This is a genomic window from Pseudomonas sp. zjy_15 (genome assembly GCF_043101865.1).
Lineage (GTDB): Bacteria > Pseudomonadota > Gammaproteobacteria > Pseudomonadales > Pseudomonadaceae > Aquipseudomonas > Aquipseudomonas putida_Y.
Genome location: NZ_JBICII010000030.1, coordinates 164,566 through 185,287, shown reverse-complemented (window position 1 = coordinate 185,287; position 20,722 = coordinate 164,566). Strand labels below are relative to the sequence as shown.

Annotated in this window: 23 protein-coding genes; 16 read left to right on the top strand and 7 right to left on the bottom strand. The window is 62.2% G+C overall.

Features of this window, described 5'->3' with window-relative positions; genetic code table 11:
* Positions 1-130 precede the first annotated feature (130 nt).
* Positions 131-793, top strand: a complete 663-nt coding sequence (locus tag ACF8EF_RS05195) for a glutathione S-transferase (protein ID WP_176685289.1) — start codon at positions 131-133, stop codon at positions 791-793.
* 106 nt (positions 794-899) lie between these two features.
* Here the strand turns inward: ACF8EF_RS05195 and argH are convergent, their stop codons facing one another.
* Positions 900-2,294, bottom strand: coding sequence for an argininosuccinate lyase (argH, locus tag ACF8EF_RS05190; RefSeq protein ID WP_014861057.1), 1,395 nt, complete (start codon positions 2,292-2,294; stop codon positions 900-902).
* Here argH and ACF8EF_RS05185 point away from each other — a divergent pair.
* The 8 genes from ACF8EF_RS05185 to ACF8EF_RS05150 all read left to right on the top strand — a co-directional run bounded on the left by ACF8EF_RS05185 (position 2,293) and on the right by ACF8EF_RS05150 (position 8,971).
* Positions 2,293-2,469 carry a hypothetical protein gene (locus tag ACF8EF_RS05185; protein ID WP_176685288.1) on the top strand — a complete coding sequence of 59 codons (177 nt, stop codon included), beginning with the start codon at positions 2,293-2,295 and terminating at the stop codon, positions 2,467-2,469. The two genes, argH and ACF8EF_RS05185, sit on opposite strands and share 2 nt — an antisense overlap.
* Before the next feature lie 122 nt (positions 2,470-2,591).
* Complete coding sequence (locus ACF8EF_RS05180) at positions 2,592-3,335, top strand: LytTR family DNA-binding domain-containing protein (protein ID WP_176685287.1); 744 nt, start codon at positions 2,592-2,594, stop codon at positions 3,333-3,335.
* A gap of 118 nt (positions 3,336-3,453) precedes the next feature.
* Positions 3,454-4,395 (top strand): hydroxymethylbilane synthase, encoded by a 942-nt coding sequence (gene hemC, locus ACF8EF_RS05175; protein WP_176685286.1) that lies wholly within the window; start codon positions 3,454-3,456, stop codon positions 4,393-4,395.
* Positions 4,392-5,159, top strand: a complete 768-nt coding sequence (locus tag ACF8EF_RS05170; protein ID WP_339534258.1) for a uroporphyrinogen-III synthase — start codon at positions 4,392-4,394, stop codon at positions 5,157-5,159. Before hemC ends, ACF8EF_RS05170 begins: the two co-directional genes overlap by 4 nt.
* 45 nt (positions 5,160-5,204) lie before the next feature.
* Positions 5,205-6,305 (top strand): uroporphyrinogen-III C-methyltransferase, encoded by a 1,101-nt coding sequence (locus tag ACF8EF_RS05165; RefSeq protein ID WP_392460382.1) that lies wholly within the window; start codon positions 5,205-5,207, stop codon positions 6,303-6,305.
* The gene (locus ACF8EF_RS05160; RefSeq protein WP_176685285.1) at positions 6,302-7,540 is read left to right on the top strand and encodes a heme biosynthesis protein HemY; all 1,239 of its coding nucleotides are present in this window, start codon (positions 6,302-6,304) and stop codon (positions 7,538-7,540) included. The genes ACF8EF_RS05165 and ACF8EF_RS05160 overlap by 4 nt, the downstream gene beginning before the upstream one ends.
* Before the next feature lie 222 nt (positions 7,541-7,762).
* Positions 7,763-8,269 carry a disulfide bond formation protein B gene (locus tag ACF8EF_RS05155; RefSeq protein ID WP_176685300.1) on the top strand — a complete coding sequence of 169 codons (507 nt, stop codon included), beginning with the start codon at positions 7,763-7,765 and terminating at the stop codon, positions 8,267-8,269.
* Between the two features lie 231 nt (positions 8,270-8,500).
* Positions 8,501-8,971, top strand: a complete 471-nt coding sequence (locus ACF8EF_RS05150; RefSeq protein ID WP_021782559.1) for an Rsd/AlgQ family anti-sigma factor — start codon at positions 8,501-8,503, stop codon at positions 8,969-8,971.
* 9 nt (positions 8,972-8,980) lie between these two features.
* Here ACF8EF_RS05150 and ACF8EF_RS05145 read toward each other — a convergent pair whose 3' ends face one another.
* Positions 8,981-9,619 (bottom strand): FKBP-type peptidyl-prolyl cis-trans isomerase, encoded by a 639-nt coding sequence (locus ACF8EF_RS05145; RefSeq protein ID WP_176685283.1) that lies wholly within the window; start codon positions 9,617-9,619, stop codon positions 8,981-8,983.
* A gap of 178 nt (positions 9,620-9,797) precedes the next feature.
* Between ACF8EF_RS05145 and ACF8EF_RS05140 the strand changes: the two genes are divergently transcribed.
* The gene (locus tag ACF8EF_RS05140; RefSeq protein WP_176685282.1) at positions 9,798-10,748 is read left to right on the top strand and encodes an AlgP family protein; all 951 of its coding nucleotides are present in this window, start codon (positions 9,798-9,800) and stop codon (positions 10,746-10,748) included.
* On the opposite strand, the gene ACF8EF_RS05135 is transcribed toward ACF8EF_RS05140, so the two are convergent.
* Entirely contained in the window at positions 10,727-11,206 is a 480-nt protein-coding gene (locus tag ACF8EF_RS05135) for a TIGR02444 family protein (RefSeq protein ID WP_176685281.1), read from the bottom strand. The two genes, ACF8EF_RS05140 and ACF8EF_RS05135, sit on opposite strands and share 22 nt — an antisense overlap.
* 50 nt (positions 11,207-11,256) lie before the next feature.
* Here ACF8EF_RS05135 and ACF8EF_RS05130 point away from each other — a divergent pair, with 50 nt between their 5' ends.
* The 3 genes from ACF8EF_RS05130 to ACF8EF_RS05120 all read left to right on the top strand — a co-directional run bounded on the left by ACF8EF_RS05130 (position 11,257) and on the right by ACF8EF_RS05120 (position 14,581).
* On the top strand, positions 11,257-13,167 hold the full coding sequence (locus ACF8EF_RS05130) for an ATP-binding cassette domain-containing protein (RefSeq protein WP_392460623.1): 1,911 nt from the start codon (positions 11,257-11,259) through the stop codon (positions 13,165-13,167).
* Positions 13,167-13,754, top strand: coding sequence for a mechanosensitive ion channel family protein (locus tag ACF8EF_RS05125; protein WP_103443290.1), 588 nt, complete (start codon positions 13,167-13,169; stop codon positions 13,752-13,754). Before ACF8EF_RS05130 ends, ACF8EF_RS05125 begins: the two co-directional genes overlap by 1 nt.
* A gap of 194 nt (positions 13,755-13,948) precedes the next feature.
* Positions 13,949-14,581 (top strand): LysE family transporter, encoded by a 633-nt coding sequence (locus ACF8EF_RS05120; protein WP_021782565.1) that lies wholly within the window; start codon positions 13,949-13,951, stop codon positions 14,579-14,581.
* A 45-nt stretch (positions 14,582-14,626) separates the two neighbouring features.
* Here the strand turns inward: ACF8EF_RS05120 and ACF8EF_RS05115 are convergent, their stop codons facing one another.
* Entirely contained in the window at positions 14,627-15,379 is a 753-nt protein-coding gene (locus tag ACF8EF_RS05115; RefSeq protein ID WP_176685279.1) for a slipin family protein, read from the bottom strand.
* A gap of 2 nt (positions 15,380-15,381) precedes the next feature.
* Complete coding sequence (locus ACF8EF_RS05110; protein ID WP_392529004.1) at positions 15,382-16,728, bottom strand: nodulation protein NfeD; 1,347 nt, start codon at positions 16,726-16,728, stop codon at positions 15,382-15,384.
* A gap of 99 nt (positions 16,729-16,827) precedes the next feature.
* Between ACF8EF_RS05110 and ACF8EF_RS05105 the strand changes: the two genes are divergently transcribed.
* The 3 genes from ACF8EF_RS05105 (at position 16,828) to ACF8EF_RS05095 (ending at position 18,298) form a co-directional block, all read left to right on the top strand.
* Positions 16,828-17,286, top strand: coding sequence for an aminoacyl-tRNA deacylase (locus ACF8EF_RS05105; protein ID WP_049588045.1), 459 nt, complete (start codon positions 16,828-16,830; stop codon positions 17,284-17,286).
* A gap of 61 nt (positions 17,287-17,347) precedes the next feature.
* On the top strand, positions 17,348-17,590 hold the full coding sequence (locus tag ACF8EF_RS05100) for a DUF2789 domain-containing protein (RefSeq protein ID WP_103470272.1): 243 nt from the start codon (positions 17,348-17,350) through the stop codon (positions 17,588-17,590).
* Positions 17,591-17,659: 69 nt separating this feature from the next.
* Entirely contained in the window at positions 17,660-18,298 is a 639-nt protein-coding gene (locus ACF8EF_RS05095) for an NADH:ubiquinone oxidoreductase subunit N (protein ID WP_176685277.1), read from the top strand.
* 6 nt (positions 18,299-18,304) lie between these two features.
* Here ACF8EF_RS05095 and ACF8EF_RS05090 read toward each other — a convergent pair whose 3' ends face one another.
* Together ACF8EF_RS05090 and ACF8EF_RS05085 are read right to left on the bottom strand one after the other, a co-directional pair.
* Complete coding sequence (locus ACF8EF_RS05090) at positions 18,305-18,742, bottom strand: CBS domain-containing protein (RefSeq protein WP_176685276.1); 438 nt, start codon at positions 18,740-18,742, stop codon at positions 18,305-18,307.
* Positions 18,743-18,911: 169 nt separating this feature from the next.
* Positions 18,912-20,642, bottom strand: a complete 1,731-nt coding sequence (locus tag ACF8EF_RS05085) for a dipeptidase (protein ID WP_392460621.1) — start codon at positions 20,640-20,642, stop codon at positions 18,912-18,914.
* Between the last annotated feature and the right edge of the window lie 80 nt (positions 20,643-20,722).

The following is a 20,722-nucleotide window of genomic DNA, read 5'->3' as shown; positions in this document are numbered from 1 at the left end:
GGATGCAACAGTGTGCCATGCCGATGGCGACAATGCCCAAGCATTGACGCGGTGCATGACGCTGGTCAGCGGCAGGCGTTCAGTCTATAAAAGCCAGGCCAACCCCTTACGGCCTGGAGGCTGTTACCTCATGCTCAAGCTTCATGGATTCTCGGTCAGCAACTACTACAACATGGTCAAGTTGGCCCTACTGGAAAAAGGCCTGCCCTTCGAGGAAGTCACCTTCTATGGCGGCCAGGCGCCACAGGCGCTGGAAGTGAGCCCGCGGGGCAAGGTTCCGGTGCTGCAGACCGAGCAGGGCTTCCTCAGCGAAACCAGTGTGATCCTCGACTACATCGAGCAAACCCAAAGCGGCAAGGCACTGCTGCCGGCCGACCCGTTCGAGCAGGCGAAGGTGCGTGAGCTGCTCAAGGAAATCGAGCTATACATCGAGCTGCCGGCGCGTACCTGCTATGCCGAGTCGTTCTTTGGCATGTCGGTCGAACCACTGATCAAGGAGAAAGCGCGTGCGGACCTGCTGGCCGGTTTTGCCACGCTCAAGCGCAACGGGCGTTTTGCACCCTATGTTGCGGGCGAGCAGATGACGCTGGCAGACCTGATGTTCTGCTTCTCGGTCGACCTGGCCAACGCGGTGGGCAAGAAGGTGCTGAACATCGACTTCCTGGCGGACTTCCCGCAGGCCAAGGCGTTGCTGCAACTGATGGGCGAGAACCCGCACATGGCGCGGATCTTGGCGGACAAGGAAGCGTCGATGCCGGCCTTCATGGAGATGATTCGCAGCGGTAAACGCTAAGAGTCTTGTTGGGTCATTCGCGGGTAAACCCGCTCCTACAGGTACAGCACAACCGTTGTAGGAGCGGGTTTACCCGCGAACGAGGGCGAAGCCCTCGCCCCGGGAGTTAGCGAGACGCCAACAGGGCTTTGCCGCGAACTACGGCAGCGCGCACCTGCGCCGGCGCCGTACCACCAATGTGGTCACGTGCGTTCACCGAGCCTTCCAGAGTCAGCACGGCAAACACGTCCTGCTCGATCTGGTCGCTGAACTGGCGCAGTTCGTCCAGGCTCATCTCGGCCAGGTCCTTGCCAGTGTCCACACCATACTTCACCGCGTGGCCAACGATTTCGTGGCAGTCACGGAACGGCAGGCCACGGCGAACCAGGTAGTCGGCCAGGTCGGTAGCGGTGGAGAAACCGCGCAGGGCCGCTTCACGCATGATGGCGTGCTTGGGCTTGATCGCCGGGATCATGTCAGCGAAGGCCCGCAGCGAGTCGCGCAGGGTGTCGGCGGCGTCGAACAGCGGTTCCTTGTCCTCCTGGTTGTCCTTGTTGTAGGCCAGCGGTTGGCCTTTCATCAGGGTCAGCAGGCCGGTCAGGGCGCCGAACACGCGGCCGCTCTTGCCGCGTACCAGCTCTGGCACGTCCGGGTTCTTTTTCTGCGGCATGATCGAGCTGCCGGTGCAGAAGCGGTCCGGAAGGTCGATGAACTGGAACTGTGCGCTGGTCCACAGCACCAGCTCTTCGGAGAAGCGCGAAAGGTGCATCATCGCCACGCTGGCCGCAGCGCAGAATTCGATGGCGAAGTCACGGTCCGACACGCCGTCCAGCGAGTTGCCGGCCACGGCTTCAAAGCCCAGCAGCTTGCAGGTCAGTTCGCGATCGATCGGGTAAGTGGTGCCGGCCAGTGCGGCGCTGCCCAGAGGCATGCGGTTGGTGCGCTTGCGGCAGTCGACCAGGCGCTCATAGTCGCGGCTGAGCATTTCGAACCAGGCTAGCAGGTGGTGGCCAAAGGTGACTGGCTGCGCCGTCTGCAGGTGGGTGAAACCAGGCATGATGGTTTCGGCTTCACGCTCTGCCTGCTCCAGCAGGCCCTGCTGCAGGCGAGTGATTTCAGCCAGGATCAGGTCGATCTCGTCGCGCAGCCAAAGGCGGATGTCGGTGGCCACCTGGTCGTTGCGGCTACGGCCGGTGTGCAGCTTCTTGCCGGTGATGCCGATGCGGTCGGTCAGGCGTGCTTCGATGTTCATGTGCACGTCTTCGAGGTCGACACGCCAGTCGAAGTTGCCGGCTTCAATCTCGCCCTGGATGGTTTTCAGACCATCGATGATGGTGTCGCGCTCGGCATCACTGAGCACGCCGACCTGCGCCAGCATGGTGGCATGGGCGATCGAACCCATGATGTCGTGACGGTACAGGCGCTTGTCGAAATCTACCGAGGCGGTGAAACGGGCGACGAAGGCGTCGACGGGCTCACTGAAGCGGCCGCCCCAGGACTGATTGGTCTTGTCGGTGCTCATGGATTCACTCATTGCAGGCGTGAACGAAAAAGTGGCGTCGATGATAGCAGGGTTGGGCTGGCTGCCGCAGGGCGCCGGTCGAGAGAAATACCCGGAAGATCGCAGAGAAGGATTTCAAGGAATGAACGGCAGTGTTCCACGGACCGTCTACAGTTGGACAAAGGACTGGCAGTGAATCTGCCGGGCCGAGTGAATCTTTGGCCATCGCACCGGTCTAGAGCGTGACCGCAGTGTCGCTCGAACCACACCTGTCTACGCTATACCTGTGCGAGACTCATTCAGGAATCCAGCGCAATTATGAATGTCCTGATCGTTGATGACGAACCTCAAGGCCGTGAACGCCTCAGCCGGCTGCTCGGCGAACTGGAGGGTTACACTGTGCTGGAGCCCAGCGCCACCAACGGCGATGAGGCCTTGGCGCTGATTGAAAGCCTCAAGCCCGATGTGGTCCTGCTGGACATCGGCATGCCAGGCCTGGATGGCCTGCAGGTGGCCGCTCGCCTGTGCGAGCGCGAGACGCCGCCAGCGGTGGTGTTCTGCTCCGGGGATGATGAATACGGTGCAGAGGCATTCAAGGACAGTACCCTCAGCCATGTCACCAAGCCCTTCCAGGCCCAGGCCTTGCGCGATGCCTTGCGCAAGGCCGAAAAACCCAACCGCGCCCAACTGGCGGCACTTACCCGGCCGGCCAATGAAGGCGGTGGCCCACGCAGCCATATAAGCGCCCGCACGCGTAAAGGTATTGAACTGATCCCGTTACCCCAGGTGATCTATTTCATTGCCGACCACAAGTATGTGACTTTGCGTCACGAAGCCGGGGAGGTGCTGCTTGACGAGCCACTCAAAGCCCTGGAAGACGAATTTGGCGAACGCTTCGTGCGCATCCACCGCAATGCATTGGTCGCCCGCGAGCGCATCGAACGCTTGCAGCGCACCCCGCTGGGGCACTTTCAGCTGTATCTGAAAGGCCTGGACGGCGATGCCTTGACCGTCAGCCGTCGGCATGTGGCTGGTGTGCGCAAGATGATGCAGACCCTCTGAGGCCCTCGGATCCGGGCCGCTCCTGCACCTGGCTGCGTATGACCTGTTGATCCGTATCTGCAAGCGATACCGGCGATGCTGTTATCATCGGCGGTATTTCTCTGGATCGGGGCGTTTCATGTCCACTCGCGAAATCCGCATTGCCACCCGTAAAAGTGCTTTGGCCCTGTGGCAGGCCGAATACGTCAAGGCCCGCCTCGAGCAGGCCCACGCCGGTCTGCAGGTGACCCTGGTACCCATGGTCAGCCGTGGTGACAAGTTGCTCGACGCGCCGCTGGCAAAAATCGGCGGGAAGGGGCTGTTCGTCAAGGAACTGGAAACCGCGCTGTTGGACAACGAAGCCGACATCGCCGTGCATTCGATGAAAGACGTGCCCATGGACTTCCCTGAGGGCTTGGGCCTGTACTGCATCTGCGAGCGTGAAGACCCGCGTGATGCCTTCGTTTCCAATACCTTTGACAGCCTCGAAGCGCTGCCTGCCGGCAGCATCGTCGGCACCTCAAGCCTGCGCCGTCAAGCCCAGTTACTGGCGCGCCGCCCGGATCTGCAAATCCGTTTTCTGCGCGGCAACGTCAACACCCGCCTGGCGAAGCTGGATGCCGGCGAGTACGACGCCATCATCCTCGCCGCCGCGGGCCTGATCCGTCTGGGCTTCGAAGATCGCATCACCTCCACCATCAGCGTCGATGACAGCCTGCCGGCAGGTGGTCAGGGCGCGGTGGGCATCGAGTGCCGCAGTGCCGACGTTGAGATCCATGCACTGCTGGCGCCGCTGCACCATGTTGACACCGCTGACAGGGTAATGGCCGAGCGCGCGCTGAACAAACGCCTGAATGGTGGCTGCCAAGTGCCGATTGCCTGTTACGCGGTACTTGAAGGTGACCAGTTGTGGCTGCGTGGCCTGGTCGGCCAGCCTAGTGGCGGGACCTTGCTGGTGGCCGATGCCCGTGCCCCCCGTACAGCTGCCGAGCCCTTGGGCGTACAGGTGGCCGAAGAGCTGCTGGCTCAGGGCGCCGAGGCCATTCTCAAGGAAGTCTACGGCGAGGCCGGCCATCCGTGAGCCAATGGCGCCTGTTGCTGACCCGGCCTGCCGAGGACTGCGCGGCGCTGGCGCAAAGCCTGGCGGCAGCGGGAGTGGGCAGCAGTTGCCTGCCACTGCTGGCGATTGAACCCATTATCGTGCAAGCCCCGCAGCGACGGTCGCTGGAAGGCTTGCATGACTTCCAGGCGATCATTGTGGTCAGCAAGCCGGCCGCCCGGCTGTTGCTTGAACATCTGGCCGAGAGCAGTATCCAGCCTCCACAGCGAGGCTGGTTCACCGTGGGCGAGGCAACGGCTGGGGTGCTGCAGGGTGCTGGGCTGGAGGTAAGCTCTCCGCCGCGTGGCGATGACAGCGAAGCCTTGCTGGCGCTGCCGGCCCTGCGCCAGGCCGTTTCCGTGCCGGCACCGCGTGTCTTGATCGTTCGCGGCGTCGGAGGTCGCGAACTGCTGGCAGAGCGTCTTGCAGAGCAAGGTGCTAGTGTCGAATATCTGGAACTGTATCGTCGCTGCCTGCCGGCCTACCCGGCGGGTACGCTGATGCGCTGCATTGAAGCGGAACGCCTCAATGGCCTGGTGGTCAGCAGTGGGCAGGGTTTTGAACATTTGCAGCAGATGGCCGGTGCCGATTGGCTGCGGTTGGCCCAGTTGCCGCTGTTCGTGCCCAGCCCGCGGGTCGCCGAGCAGGCCAAGGCCGCCGGGGCCCAACAGGTTGTGGATTGCCGTGGCGCCAGTGCCACGGCCTTGCTGGCAGCCGTGCAGCGTAGCGCTGCACCTGCCTCTTAAGGCGCTAAGCTGAATGCGGTGCGCCCCCATGCAAAGGATGGATACGTGAGCGAGACTGTCTTGTCCAATAACGATCAACCGTCGGCACAGGCGCCTGCGGAACCCGTTACCACCCCACCTGCCAAACGCTCCGGCAGTGGCCTGGCAGCGCTGGCCTTGCTGCTTGGTGCGGCCGGGGTGGCGGTAGGTGGGTGGGGTGTCTGGCAGGTGCGTCAACTGCAGGGCAGTGAGTTCAACCAGGGCCAGCACATCGAGGCGCTGAATCAGCGCGCCGAGGCGCTGCAGCAACGTGAGCAGCAGATCAGTGCGCAACTGGCCAGTCTGCCAGCCGCCAGCGAGCTGGAAGACCGCCGGCGTCTGGTAGCCCAGCTACAGGGCGACCAGCAGCGTCTCAGTCAGCGCCTGGAAACCGTGCTGGGAGAAAGCCGCAAAGAGTGGCGCCTGGCCGAAGCCGAGCACCTGCTGCGCCTGGCTACCCTGCGCCTTTCAGCGTTGCAGGACATCACCAGTGCCAAAGCCCTGGTCGAAGGCGCCGACGAGATCCTGCGCGAGCAGAGCGACCCGGGTGCCTTCGCCGCCCGCGAGCAACTGGCACGCAGCCTGGCCATGCTCAACAGCACTGAGCAACCCGACCGAACCGGCCTGTTCTTGAAACTGGCTGCCCAGCGTGAGCTGGTACAGCAGCTGAGCGCCCAGTCACCCGAGTTCGACAGCAACGCCGATGCGCTTGGTGCCCTGACCGCCGACGGTGATGGAGCCAGCAGGCTGTCGCAATGGTGGGCAGAAATATCCAAGTACTTCCAGATCGACTTCAACGCCGATGAAAACGTGCGTCCGTTGCTGGCCGGGCAGCAGTTGAACCAGCTGCGCCTGGCCCTGAGCCTGACTATCGAGCAGGCCCAGTGGGCGGCGCTCAATGGCGATGCCAAGGTTTACACGCAGGCGCTGGACGACGCCCGCAGCGTACTGCTGGCCAACTTCAACGCAGACAACCCGCAAAGCAAGGCCATGCTCGACAGCCTCAATGCCTTGGCTGATCAGCCGGTGTCGGTGGTTACCCCTGACCTGAGTGAAAGCCTGGCGGCAGTGCAGGCCTATATTCAGCGTCGTCACCTGCCGACCGAGGCTGAAGGGGGCAAGCCATGAAGCGTGTCTACCTGTTGGCCGTGCTTGCGATCGTGGTTGCAGCGGCACTGGGCATCGCGGTCGCCAAGCACAGCGGCTATGTACTGATTTCCTATGGTGGCTTCCGCTACCAGTCGGGGCTATGGGCAGCCTTGGCCGGTGTTTTGGCGGTCGTCCTGTTGCTGTGGTTGCTGCGCTATCTGGTCGGCCTGGTGCTGACTTCCAGTGGTGTGGTCAACCCGTGGTCACGGCGTAACCGCAGCCGGCGTATCCGCCTGGCGATCGAACAGGGCCAGCTTGATCTCGCCGAAGGCCGCTGGGCCAGTGCCCAACGGCACTTGCACCGTGCCGCCGAGGCTGAGCGCCAACCGTTGTTGTACTACCTTGGTGCCGCGCGCGCGGCCAACGAGCAAGGCCGCACCGAAGACAGCGACAACCTGCTGGAGCGTGCCCTGGAGCGCCAGCCACAAGCGGAGCTGGCCATTGCCCTGACCCATGCCCAACTGCAGATGGACCGAGGCGAAAGCGATGGAGCCCTGGAAACCCTGCTGGCCATGCAGGAACGCCACCCGCACAACGGCCAGGTGCTGCGCTTGCTGCAAAGCCTGTACCTGGAGCGCGGCGACTGGTCTGCACTGATTCGTCTGCTGCCAGACCTGCGCAAGGGCAAGGTGCTGCCGGCCGCCGAGCTGGCTGCTCTGGAACAACGTGCCTGGGGCCAGAACCTGAGCCTGGCTACCACCCGTGGCGAAGACGCGCAAAGTGCACGTCAATCCTTGGAGCGCGCCTGGCAGCAGCTGACCGCAGCCCAGCGCCAGGAGCCACAACTGGTGCTGGCGTACGCCGAGCAGTTGCGCCAGGTAGGTGCCCAGAACGAGGCCGAACAAGTGCTGCGTACTGCCCTCAAGCGCGACTACGAAAGCCACCTGGCCCGCCTTTACGGCCTGGTGCGTGGTGATGACCCGGCGCGTCAGCTGCAAACCGCTGAAGGTTGGCTCAAGGCTCACCCGCAAGACGCCAGCCTGCTGCTGACCCTGGGCCGTCTGAGCCTGCAGAACCGCCTGTGGGGCAAGGCGCGTGACTACCTGGAAAGCAGCCTGCGTATGGAGCGCAACCCCGAGGCCTGTGCTGAGCTGGCCCGCCTGCTCGCTGGGCTGGGCGAGACCGAGCGCAGCAACCAGCTATTCCAGGAGGGCCTTGGCCTGCTGGACGAACGCCTGCTGGCGCTGCCTTTGCCAGAAGGCGTACGCGCCTGACCCACCCTAAGGCCCGCGCCAAGGTGCGGGCTTTGGGGGCAGGTAATTTATCTTTTGCTGTCAGTTAGATCTGAAGTCCATTTCTTCCGTCGCCTCCTACCGCATATCTAGAAATTTCCTACGCGATTCAGCGACTTGTCGTTGCTGTCGTGCCTTGAAACAAAGCGTGTCTTTCCTCTACCGTTTCAAGCCCCTACTTTTTCCCCGGGACCTTCACTGCCCATGCTGCCGGCCCGTTTGCGCACCTTTTTTCTTCCTGCCTGCCTGCTCGCACTGGCGGTACTGGTTGCGTCTTTCCGTCTGGAAAACACAGTGGGGCTGAAGCCGTGCCCATTGTGCCTCAGCCAACGGTTGCTGCTTGGCGTGTACGCGCTGCTGTGCTTCGCAGCCGTGCTGCAGGCGCCGGGCACGCAGGGCATCCTTCGTTACGCTCGGCTGGCGCTGGGCTGCTCGCTGGCCGGCGCATTGCTGGCCGCTCGGCATGTCTGGTTGCAGGGTGCTGAGGGAGGAAATGAAGTATGCCCGGTGCCGATCGGGCGCGTGTTCGCGCACTCCTGGGGTGAGGCGGCACGGCAACTGTTGCTGGGTGGCCCGGATTGCCGTTCGCTTGCCTGGAGCTTTCTTGATCTGACACTGCCGGAATGGAGCCTGTTGGCCTTCCTGCTGCTGGCGGTTCTGCCCTTGAGTTGCCTGCTGGCGTATCGTTTCCGCACCCTGGCAAGAACATGACCTGGCGCAAGGTTGCGCCATTAGCGCGACCAATGGTGATGTAACAGGGTATTAAACGCTTGTATGAACTTTGTGTGCTGCGTACCTTGAAGGGCAGCACGCGCGGGAATAATCTCCCAGCACGCATACCGGAAAAACAACTGCTCGATGCCGTCCTGCTGATGTCACCTTTGTGCTGCGCGGTAGTAGTACGAGGTGCAGCGGCATCTACCCAGAAGGGAAGAGATCGCCATGCTCGATAGTTGTCAGAACGCCCAGGAACGCTGGGGTGGGGTTCACAAGCTGATCGACCGTTGGCTGGAGGAGCGCCAGGAACTGGTGCAAGCTTTTCGCGCCCTGCGCGATGTGAAGCCAGCCTTCGCCGACAAGGACACCAACGGGGACTTTTGCTCACTTCTGGTCGACTACGTTTCGGCGTGGCACTTCGAAGTCTGCGAGCAACTGGTCAGCGAGGCCAAGGCGTTCGGAGACGAGAAGGCGCTGAAGCTGGCCGAAGAGATCAACCCACGGATCAACGACAGCACTCAGATCGCACTGGCCTTCAATGACCATTGCGCCAAAGGGGAGTGCAAGGACACCGAACGCTTTGCCGAGAAGCTGGCCAAGTTGGGCGGGCTGTTGCATGAGCGCTTCGAGCTCGAAGACTGCCTGATCGAAGTGCTGCACAACGCGCACAAGGAAGAGGGTGCAGTGCAAGCCTGAAGGTTGGCGTCAGTCGCCAACCGCCAGCAGTTCGATCTCGAATACCAAGGGGGTGTAGGGTGCAATCAGGTCTCCCGCCCCCTCGGCGCCATAGGCTTGCGCAGAAGGAATCACCAGGCGCCATTTGGCGCCAGCGTGCATTTTCGGCAAGGCGACCTGCCAGCCTTCGATAACCGAATCCAGGTTGAACCATTGGGGTGTCTGGTTCTGGTCGAATATCGAGCCATCCGGCAATCTGCCCACGTAGCGCACCTGCACTTTGCTGCCTGCTTTCGGCTGAGCACCCGTGCCTGCCTGCAGTTCGCTGTACAGCACACCTTCCGTTAGTTCGTGCACCCCATAACGCCCACGTTCATTAGCCATGAAACGCGTTTCGGCGGCCTGCAGCTGTTGCACAGCGGCGTTACCTTCCTGGGTTTCATGCTGCTGGAGCACCGCCTGCATGTGTGCCTTGTCGAGCTTGAGGGGTTGCCCCTGATAGGACTGTTTCAGGCCTTCGACCAGTGCATCCAGTTGCAAGCCCGGCATCTCCTGGCGCAGGCGTTCACCCAGGCTGGCACCCAGGCTGTAGGCCAAATCGTGGTCGTCGTTGTCGGCCAAGGCGAGGGAGGCCATCAGGCATAAACCTAAAACAAGATATCGAGGCAACGCCTGACTCCCAAATGCCAGCAATGATTAATTCAGCAACTACACTTTCACGCAGCTGCAAGATAACAACTTTGCCCAGGCATGCAACGCGGCGTAAATGTTACGGTCAACATGCCCTAGCGGCGGTAGCAGCAGAAGCATAGTATGAGCCGCAATCTCGTCAGCCAGGAGGTAAACCATGTCGGCCAAAAAGAAGCCAGTAAGTACGCCGTTACACCTGCTCCAGCAACTTTCGGGCAGCTTGCTCGAGCACTTGGAAGAGGCCTGCTCGCAAGCGCTGGCTGATGCGGAAAAACTGCTGGCGAAGTTGGAAAAGCAGCGTGGCAAGGCACAGGAAAAACTGCACAACGGTCGCCTGAAACTGCAAGACGCGGCCAAGGCAGGTAAAGCCAAGGCGCAAACCAAGGCGCAAAAAGCCATCGGTGAACTTGAGGAACTGCTCGATTCTCTCAAGGAACGTCAAACCCAGACTCGCTCTTACATTCAGCAACTCAAACGCGATGCACAGGACAGTCTCAAGCTGGCCCAGGGTGTAGGCAAGGTACGCGAAGCTGCAGCCAAGGCCCTTGATCAGCGTGCAGCCAAACCGGCTGCCAGGGCGACCGCTGCAGCCAAGTCTACGGCCAAACCAGTTGCCAGGGCGACCGCTGCCGCCAAGCCTGCGGCCAAACCAGCTGCCAAGTCGACCGCTGCCGCCAAGCCTGCGGCCAAACCGGCTGCCAGGGCGACCGCTGCCGCCAAGCCTGCGGCCAAACCAGCTGCCAAGTCGACCGCAGCAGCCAAACCTGCGGCCAAGCCAGCTGCCAGGGCGACCGCTGCCGCCAAGCCTGCGGCCAAACCGGCTGCCAAGTCGACCGCTGCAGCCAAACCTGTGGCCAAGCCAGCTGCCAGGGCGACCGCTGCCGCCAAGCCAGCGGCCAAACCAGCTGCCAAGTCGACCGCCGCAGCCAAACCTGCGGCCAAGCCAGCCGCAAAACCAGCTGCCGCCAAGGCACCTGCACGCACGGCCGTCAAACCTGCCGACGCCAAAGCTGCTACGCCAGCCGCCGCCACCAACTCGGAGAGTCCGGCCCCGGCAGCACCGTCTGCACCTTTGAGCAGTCCGGCTCAGGCACCTTCGGCGTCCTGAAGCGCAGCGGCCGCGACGCGCAACTGAACTAGCGCGTCATGATGTAGAGCCTGGTCCGGTGCCAGCCGGGCCAGCCAGTCATCCGCGGGCTCATGGGAGCCCGCGGGCCACTGTCGCGAGCGCTCCTGCAAGCGCTCCAGCAGAGTTTTTTCTGCCCGCAATTCCAACCCTTTCACCTGTTCACGCAACGCCGCCAGTTGTGCATCATCCGATGCTTTCGCTCGCCATTGCTGGCGCAGGCTGCGTAGTGGGGCGACCACTTCACGTTGCCAGGGCTCGGCAAGTTCTTGCAGTGCTTGCGCGCGTTCGCCCAGTACGGCCACGCCACGTGCTTGCAGCCAAGTTGCGCACAGCAGCAGGCAGACATCACCGCCCAGTGCCTGCAGTTCAAGGCAGGCGGCTTGCACGCCGGGCCTGGCATACAGGGTCAGGGCGTAATTCCACAGGTCGGTGTGCATGGTTCCACTCGCGCTATGGGCCGAGGAAGCTGGTAGACTCCGCGACCATCATGATCAGACTATCCAACCTCACTTTACAGCGTGGTCCGCAGCGCTTGCTAGAAGGCGCCGAGATGACCCTGCACGCCGGTCACAAGGCCGGCCTGATCGGCGCCAACGGCGCCGGAAAATCCAGCCTGTTCGCCTTGCTGCGCGGTGAGCTGTCGCCCGATGCCGGTGACTGCCAACTGCCCGGCGACTGGCGCATCGCCCATATGCGCCAAGAGGTCGACACCCTCGATCGCCTGGCTGTGGACTATGTGCTTGATGGCGACGTGCGCCTGCGCAAGGTCCAGGCCGAATTGGCCGCGGCCGAGCAGGCCCACGACGGCACCGTCCTGGCGCGCCTGCACAGTGAGCTGGAAAGCGCCGACGGCTATACCGCCGACGCCCGTGCGCGCAAGTTGCTGGCTGGGCTGGGCTTCACCAACGAGCAGATGGACCGCCGTGTCGGCGATTTCTCTGGTGGCTGGCGGATGCGCCTGAACCTGGCCCAGGCCCTGATGTGCCCATCCGACCTGTTGCTGCTCGACGAGCCCACCAACCACCTCGACCTCGACGCTATCCTGTGGCTGGAAGACTGGCTCAAGGGCTACCCCGGCACGTTGTTGCTGATCTCTCACGACCGTGACTTCCTCGATGCCGTGGTCGACCATGTGCTTCACGTCGAGCAGCGCAAGCTCAACTTGTACAAAGGCGGCTATACCGCCTTCGAGCGCACCCGTGCCGAGCGCCTGGCGCAGCAGCAGCAGGCCTACGAAAAGCAGCAGGCGCAGCGCGCGCACATGGAAAAGTACATTGCCCGCTTCAAGGCTCAGGCCACCAAGGCCCGTCAGGCGCAAAGCCGGATCAAGGCCTTGGAGCGCATGGAAGAGCTGTCGGCGGCGCATGTCGATTCGCCGTTCGACTTTGTCTTCCGTGAATCGCAGAAAATTTCCAGCCCGTTGCTGAGCCTTTCCGAAGGTTGCCTGGGTTATGGCGACAAGGCCATCCTCGACAAGGTCAAGCTGCAGCTCACCCCGGGTGCTCGTATTGGTCTGCTCGGGCCCAACGGCGCCGGCAAGTCGACCCTGATCAAGAACCTTGCAGGTGAGCTGGCGCCGTTGTCGGGCCGTCTGGTTCGAGGCGAGAACCTGGCTGTAGGCTACTTTGCCCAGCATCAGCTGGACTCGCTGGACGACAAGGCCAGCCCGCTGCTGCACCTGCAGCGCATCGCCCCTACCGAGCGTGAGCAGACGCTGCGCGACTTTCTCGGCGGCTTCGATTTCCACGGTGCCCGTTGCGACGAGCCGGTGGTGAACTTCTCCGGTGGCGAAAAGGCTCGCCTGGCACTTGCGCTGATTGCCTGGGAGCGGCCAAACCTGCTGCTGCTTGACGAACCGACCAACCACCTGGACCTGGAAATGCGTCTGGCACTGACCATGGCCTTGCAGGAGTTTGCCGGTGCCGTGGTGGTGGTATCCCACGATCGTCATTTGCTCAAGAGCACCACGGATGACTTCCTGCTGGTGGCCGACGGCAAGGTCGACACCTTCGACGGTGACCTGGAAGACTACAGCCGCTGGCTGGTCGAGTACCGCCAGCGCAGCGCGCCGGCCAGTACTGCACCGGCCAACCCGGACAAGACCGACAAGAAAGCCCAGCGCCAGGCTGCCGCAGCCTTGCGCCAGCAGTTGGCACCGCACAAGAAGGCTGCCGACAAGCTGGAAGCCGAGCTTAACCAGGTGCACGCACAATTGGCCGAGATCGAGACCGCGCTGGGTGATGGTGGCCTTTACGACGCGGCGCGCAAGGACGAGTTGCGCGACCTGTTGGCGCGCCAGACCCGGCTCAAGCAACGCGAAGGCGAACTGGAAGAGGCCTGGATGGAAGCGCTGGAAACCCTTGAAAGCATGCAGGCCGAACTCGAGGCCTTGTCCTGATGGAGGAACTGCGTTCGCTGCTGCCAGGGCAATGGATGGACACCTTCTGGCTGGGCTTGCAGATCCTCTTGATCCTGGTAGCGGCGTTCATCCTGCAGCGTATCGTCGCCCGTGGGCTTGGCCGACTCGGCCAGCGTTACCCGTTGCCGCCGGAGTTGCTGGTGCCCGTTCGCGGTGGCCTGCGCTGGCTGATCATGGGCAGCGCGCTGCTGTTCGTGCTGGAGCGCCTGGGTGTTTCGGCGACTGTGTTGTGGACAGCACTTTCCGGCTTCGTCGCGGTAGCGGCGGTGGCCTTCTTCGCCATGTGGAGCGTGCTGTCCAACCTGTTGTGCGCGGTGTTGATCTTCACGGTTGGGCCGTTTCGCATCGGCGATGTGGTCGAGCTGGTCGACACCCTCGACAAGCCCGGCGTGAAAGGCCGGGTGATCGCCATCAACCTGCTGTTCACCACGCTGCTGGAAATGCCCGAAGCGGGTGGGGCGCTTGTGCAGGTGCCCAATAGCCAGTTCTTCCAGAAGTCGGTACGACGCTGGCGCGGGGCCGAAGTACAGGCCCTGCACAAAGAAACAGCTGCCGAAGCTGACTGAACCTGTACTGGCCCCTTCGCGGGCGCGCCCGCTCCCACAGGTATCCCACCGTCTGAAGATGCACTGGGCGTGGGAGCGGGCGTGCCCGCGAAGAAGTCAGGTCAGACACCACAAATCCATCAGAAATCACTGGTTATTTTTTCGCCAAAACCTTAGCTTAACGTTTTGCAACAAATGTTCGAGCGAGGTGTGTGATGTCGATGGAAGTATGGTTGGGCTTCTTTGCTGCCTGCTGGGTGATCAGCCTTTCACCTGGTGCCGGGGCGATTGCCTCGATGTCCAGCGGCCTGCAATACGGCTTCTGGCGTGGTTACTGGAACGCCTTGGGCCTGCAGCTGGGCCTGATCATGCAGATCGCCATCATCGCCGCCGGCGTCGGTGCCATCCTGGCCGCCTCGGCCACGGCGTTCCAGGTCATCAAGTGGTTTGGCGTCGCCTACCTGGTGTACCTGGCCTACAAGCAATGGCGTGCACTGCCGATGGACATGAGCGATGAATCAGGCGTGCGCCCGATCGGCAAGCCGCTGAGCCTGGTGTTCCGTGGTTTCCTGGTCAACGTCAGCAACCCCAAGGCGCTGGTGTTCATGCTGGCGGTGCTGCCGCAGTTCCTTAACCCGCATGCGCCGCTGCTGCCGCAATATGTGGCGATCACCGTGACCATGGTCACTGTCGACCTGCTGGTGATGGCGGGGTACACCGGGTTGGCTTCGCATGTGTTGCGCATGTTGCGCACACCCAAACAGCAGAAGCGTTTGAACCGCACTTTTGCCGGGTTGTTCATTGGTGCGGCCACCTTCCTCGCTACCTTGCGCCGTGCGCCGGTCTGACAGGCCGTATACGGGCCAATCGCGGAGCCCGCGATTGGCCCATCCCTATTTCTCCTTGCCAACCAACCCTTTCAGCAAATCTATCGGCAGCGGGAAGACGATGGTCGAGCTCTTGTCACCGGCAATCGTCCCCAGCGTCTGCATATAGCGCAACTGCATCGCCCCCGGCTCCTTGCTCAGCATTTGCGCGGCCTGCATCAGTTTTTCCGACGCCTGCAGTTCACCCTCGGCATGAATCACCTTGGCCCGACGTTCGCGCTCGGCCTCGGCCTGGCGGGCGATGGCGCGCACCATCGACTCGTTCAGGTCAACGTGCTTGATCTCGACGTTGGCCACCTTGATGCCCCAGGCATCCGTCTGTGCATCCAGCACCTGGCGGATGTCCAGATTCAGTTGCTCGCGTTCGGCCAACAGCTCATCCAGTTCGTGCTTGCCCAGCACCGCTCGCAGGGTCGTCTGGGCCAACTGGCTGGTCGCCACCAGAAAATCCTCGACCTGAATGATCGCTTTCTGCGGGTCGAGCACGCGAAAGTACAGCACTGCATTGACCTTGACCGAAACGTTGTCGCGGGTGATCACATCCTGCGGCGGCACATCCAGTACCACTGTACGCAGGTCGACCCGTACCATTTGCTGAATCACCGGGATCACCAGGATAAGCCCCGGCCCTTTGACCTGCCAGAAGCGCCCCAGCTGGAACACCACGCCGCGCTCGTATTCGCGCAGGATGCGAAACGCCGACAGTACCAGCATGGCCAGCACGATCAGCACAGCGCCGAAACCGAATTGCATGAACATGGTCATTCTCCTTGCGTCGCAGGGGCGGCGGCGCTCACTTCCAGCATCACGCCATGGCGCGCGGTCACCCGTACGTTCTGGCCAGTTTGCAGCGGCGTTGCGCACCGCGCTTGCCATGGCTCGCCCTGAGCCAGCACGACGCCACAGAATGGGTCGCTTGCCATCACCTGGGTGACGGTGACCAGGCTGCCGACCAGGCCGGCGTCGCCACTGACCAGTGCCCGTTGGCGGGCCTTGAGAGCCATGCCCAGTACGCCACCGATCAGTAATGCCGAGAGCAGCGCCAGGGTGCCGATCAAGGCCAGAGGGATGCCGAAACCGGGAGCGTCGGTGTCGATCAGGATCAACGCGCCGACCACAAAGGCAACGATGCCGCCGAAGCCGACCACGCCGAAACTGGGCAAGAAGGCTTCGGCGATCATGAAGGTAATGCCAAGCAGGATCAGCGCCACCCCGGCGAAACTCACCGGCAATAGCTGCAGCGCATACAGCGCCAGCAGCAGGCAGATACCTCCGACCACACCACCCACCGCAGAACCGGGGTTCATGAATTCGAACAACAGGCCGTAAACGCCGATCATGATCAGGATCAGTGCCACGCTGGGGTTGGTGATCACTGCCAGAATCCGTGTGCGCCAGTCCGGCAGATGCTCGATCACGCTGGCGCCTGCGGTCTGCAACTGGCGTGGCTGGCCGGCCACCTGGAGCGTTTTGCCGTCGAGCTTGCGCAGCAGGTCAGGCAGGTCATCGGCTACCTGATCGATCACGTTCAGCCGCAAGGCCTCGCTGGCGGACAGGCTGACCGCCTCGCGCACGGCCTTCTCCGCCCAGTCGGCGTTGCGGCCGCGCATTTGCGCCAGGCCACGGATGTAAGCGGCGGCGTCGTTGACCTGTTTGCGTGCGAGGGCTTCATCGTCGCCGCCTTTGGCCTTGTCCTCATCGGGCGTGCCAGGCGGGCCGCCGGCCCGCACCGGTGTGGCAGCACCCAGATTGGTCCCGGGCGCCATCGCCGCAATATGGCTGGCGTAGAGAATATAGGTGCCGGCGCTGGCGGCGCGGGCTCCGCTGGGGGCAACGTAGCTGGCGACCGGTACAGGGCTGGCGAGAATAGCCTTGATCATCTGGCGCATGGCGCTGTCCAGCCCGCCCGGGGTATCCATGCGGATAACCACCAGTTGCGCGCCTTGTGCCTGGGCCTGGCCGAGGCTGCGTACCAGGTAGTCGGCGCTGGCCGGGCCGATGGCGTCGTCGATGCCCAGCACCCACACCGCGCCGGGCGCGGCCTGGCCACTTGGCGTGATGCCAAGCAACAGCAGCAGCAACAGCCAGCGCCAGCAGTGGGCGATCACCTGTCGTCACCTCATTTGCGCGTATTTACACAAGTTTAGCCCCGACCACTCGTACCCGGCCTAAAATTGAAAATTGGGGGGCGAAACCGGAGGTGCATCATGCGTATGGCAAAGACCCTGCAGGCCAGCCTGGACAAGGCCAACTGCGACTACGACATCATTCCCCACCCACATTCGGCCACCAGCCTGGAGTCAGCCCGTATGGCCGGCGTGCCCGCAGAGCGGGTCGCCAAGGCGGTGATGGTCGATGATCGTCACGGCAACTACATCATGGCCGTGCTACCGGCCAACCGGCATCTGGACATGGACAAGGTGCGTATGTCCGGGGCCTGGCATCTGACCCGTGAAAGCGGTCTGCCGAGCCTGTTCAATGACTGCGAGCGCGGTGCCGTGCCGGCCCTTGGCGATGCTTACCAGATAAAAATGCTGCTCGACCCGAGTCTCACCCGCCAAGGCGATGTCTACCTGGAGGCGGGTGACCACGATCACCTGATTCACATGAGCATGGAGCAGTACATGAAACTGGTGCCGCACGCCGAAGTGCGCGAGCTGTGCTGATGTTTTCAAACCAATGCCAGGCGGGCGTCGTGGACGGCTTGCCTGGCGCTCAGGAGGAACCATGGAAGCGCCGATCCATCCCTTTGCCGAGCTGTTCAAGCAGCTGGGCTTGCCCGACGATCCCAAGAGTATCGATCAGTTCATCACCAGCCATTCCCCGCTGAAGAACGAGATCAAGCTGGTGGATGCGCCGTTCTGGAACGACTCTCAGCGTGCATTTCTCAAGGACAGCATCATTGAAGATTCCGATTGGGCTGTGCCCTTCGATCAACTCAACGAAGCATTGCGCCGCCCCCGAAAATAAAGCGCCGAGTGGCACCTGACGAGTGATCGGCCGTTGCTATGCTCAGGAAAACAATAAGGGGATAGCGCGATGAAAGATCCCTACGCACCAGGTTTCTGGTGTTCCGTGACGATCCTGGGCACTCTGACGGCCAGTTACTTCTATGGCATCAGGCAGACGCAACAGATGACCCAGGCGGTGCATTTCCTGTATGCCGCTGCCGCGGTCACTGTGGCGGTTGCACTGGTGGCGCTGACATGGATCGCCTGGCAGCAGCTGCGCCTGAACAAGCGCGAAGTGGTGCAGGGGCGAACGTTGCTGACCATCTGGAACACCAAGGTTGCACTACGCCGCGTCGAGACGGTTTTCGACCGCTATTTCTGGGGCAGCTACTGGCATTCGGGGCGTACTTTCGAAGAGGTCATGGGCGAGCTCAGGGGTACACCGCTGGAGCAGAGCCTGGATGCGCTTAAGCGCCAGTGCCGGGTGCTCGACCGCGAAATCCATGACCGCCAACACCACTGGCTGGCCAATGCTCGCGACCTGTCCAGCGTGGCCCAGGCGATGGCCCGTGAACGCTACCAGCTGGACCTCGGTGAGCCGACGCACAGCGGGCACGGCAATACGGCAGTGCTCAACCGTGACCTGGAAGTGCTGGTGTACACCTGGTCGGCGCGCTTGCGTAGCTTCGACCATCAGCTGGACGAGCTGGAGCGCGCCTACCATTGAGGCGCTTCATTCGCCGCGGATGTACTGCTCCATTTGCTTGATCAGGCTGGCCTGTTCGGCGATGGTTTCCTTGACCAGGTCACCGATCGACAGCAGGCCGAGCAATCTGCCGTTTTCGACCACCGGCAGGTGACGCAGGTGGCGGTCGGTCATCAGGTTCATGCAGAAATCGAGCTTTTGCTTGGGGGCCACGGTGACCACCGGTTCACTCATTATTTCGCGCACCGGCGTGGCCGCGGAAGAGCGGCCCTTGAGGACCAGTTTGCGCGCATAGTCCCGTTCGCTGACGATACCCACTACCTGGCCACCCTCGACGACAGGCAGCGCACCGACGTTTTTCTCCGCCAGCATTTTCAGGGCGTCGAGCACCGAGTCATCCGGGCCGATGGTGTAGACGGTCTGGTGCTGGGACTTGGTCTTGAGGATTTGTTCGACGGTCTTCATACGGGCCTCTGCGGGTGAAAAAAGCACTGTCTCGGAGTAACTAAAGCATCCGGTACGGCGCTCTGCACGGCAATGCAGGAAACGGCATGGAGGCGATTGAAAAACGTCATTGCTGTTCGCTTGTAGCGGCCTTTTCGCGGCTAAAGCCGCGAAGAGGCCGTACTGCCCATCAAAGCTTCGGCATCTGCCCGATCCGCGCCACCATCTCGCTCACTATCTGCAGGTCCAGCATGAACTGTTCCACGGTCTTGAACTCGTTGTCGTTGTGCCCGGTGTACTTCACGTCCGGCATCGCCAGGCCAAATTGCACACCGTTGGGAAGATCGTGCACCGAAGTCGCGCCGGCCGAGGTACCGAACTCATGCTTCATACCCAGGTTCTCGGTGGCCACGGCGAGCAGGGCCTGGACCCATTCGCCTTCAGGGTTACGGTACATCGGTTCGTCCAGGCTGTAATCGAACGCCACCGAGGTGTTGCTTTGCCGGGTCCATTTGCCCAGTTTGTCGGCCAGTTCGTCTTTGATCGTGGCGATCGGCTTCCCCTTGGGAATGCGCAGGTTTACCGCCAGCTTCAAGCCTTTGTCATCCACCCCGACAAAGGTCAGCGAAGTGGTCAGCGGGCCCATGAACGGGTCCTTGAAGGCCACGCCGAGCTTGTTGCCCAGGTAGTCCAGGCCCCAGTTGTCGGCGGCATAGCGGGCAGCGTCGGTAAAGTGGTTGTGCTTGAGCGACACCTGCTGGCCGAGGCCATTGATGAAGTCGAGCATACGCGCCACCGGGTTGATGCCGGATTCCGGCTCCGAAGAGTGTGCGGAAACACCGGTCACGGTGAGCAAGACTTGCTTGCCGTCGGCCTTGGCGTCGATGCTGAAGTCGCCTCCATACTGCTTCACATATCTGGCGCCGGCTTGCTGCAGGTGCTTGGCCAGCTGTGCCGGGTTGTCAGAAATCAGGGTCGCTACCGAAGTTGTCGGGATCTGGTTGGTCGCCAGGCCACCGGTCAGGTTGACGATCTCGGCACCCTTGCCGCTGGCCGGGCGCTTGTTGAAGCTGGCCATGACCGTGCCGTAGCCTTTCTCGGCAATCACTACCGGGTAGCCGCCGTCGAGGGCCAGGTTGTAATCGGGCGTAGGGTTGCGCTCGAAGTAGTAGGGAATGGCATCACCGCTGGTTTCTTCGGTGGTGTCGATCAGCAGCTTGAACTGCCGGGCGAGCGGCAGGTTTTCGTCCTTGGCCACTTTCAGCGCGTACATCGCCACCACGATGCCGTTCTTGTCGTCCTCGGTGCCGCGGCCGTACATGCGGTCACCCACCAGGGTGACCTTGAACGGATCAAGGCGCGTACCATCGGCCAGCTTCCAGTTGTCCGGGTTGACCGGCACTACGTCAGCGTGGGCATGGATGCCGATCACTTCCTTCCCGCTGCCCAGCGAGATCTCGTACACCCGGTTGTCGATGTTACGGAAGGCCAGGCCGAAGCTGTCGGCCAAGGCCTTGATCCTGTCGGCGATCTTGAGGAATTCAGGGTTTTCGTACTGCGGAGTACCCTCGACGTCGAAGGTGGGGATGGCTACCAGTTCACGCAGGGTTTCGGTAGCGGCCTTGCCATACTTGATGCGGGTATACAGGCCGAGCAGGCGGTTGATCTCGTCTTGTTGCCCGGCGGCCAATGGCTTGTTGGCCAGGTAGGCGTCGACGGTTGCCTCGAGGTTGTCGGTCTTGCCCAGGTCGCTGCCTTTGAGCTTGCCGAGGAATTGCTTGAAGTCGCTTGGGTCGCTGCCGTCGAAGGCTTTGACGATAGCTGCGGACTGCTGTTGGGTGAGGTTGGCCTGGGCAGGCTGGGTGAACAGGCCGATGCTGGCCAGCAACAGGGTGGTGGCGGTGAGTTTTCTCAGGTGCATGGTTGTGCGCATTCCTTCGCCAATCATTGTTATGGGTTACCCGTTCGGAGAACGGGAAGACGCCCACGCTAACATCAATG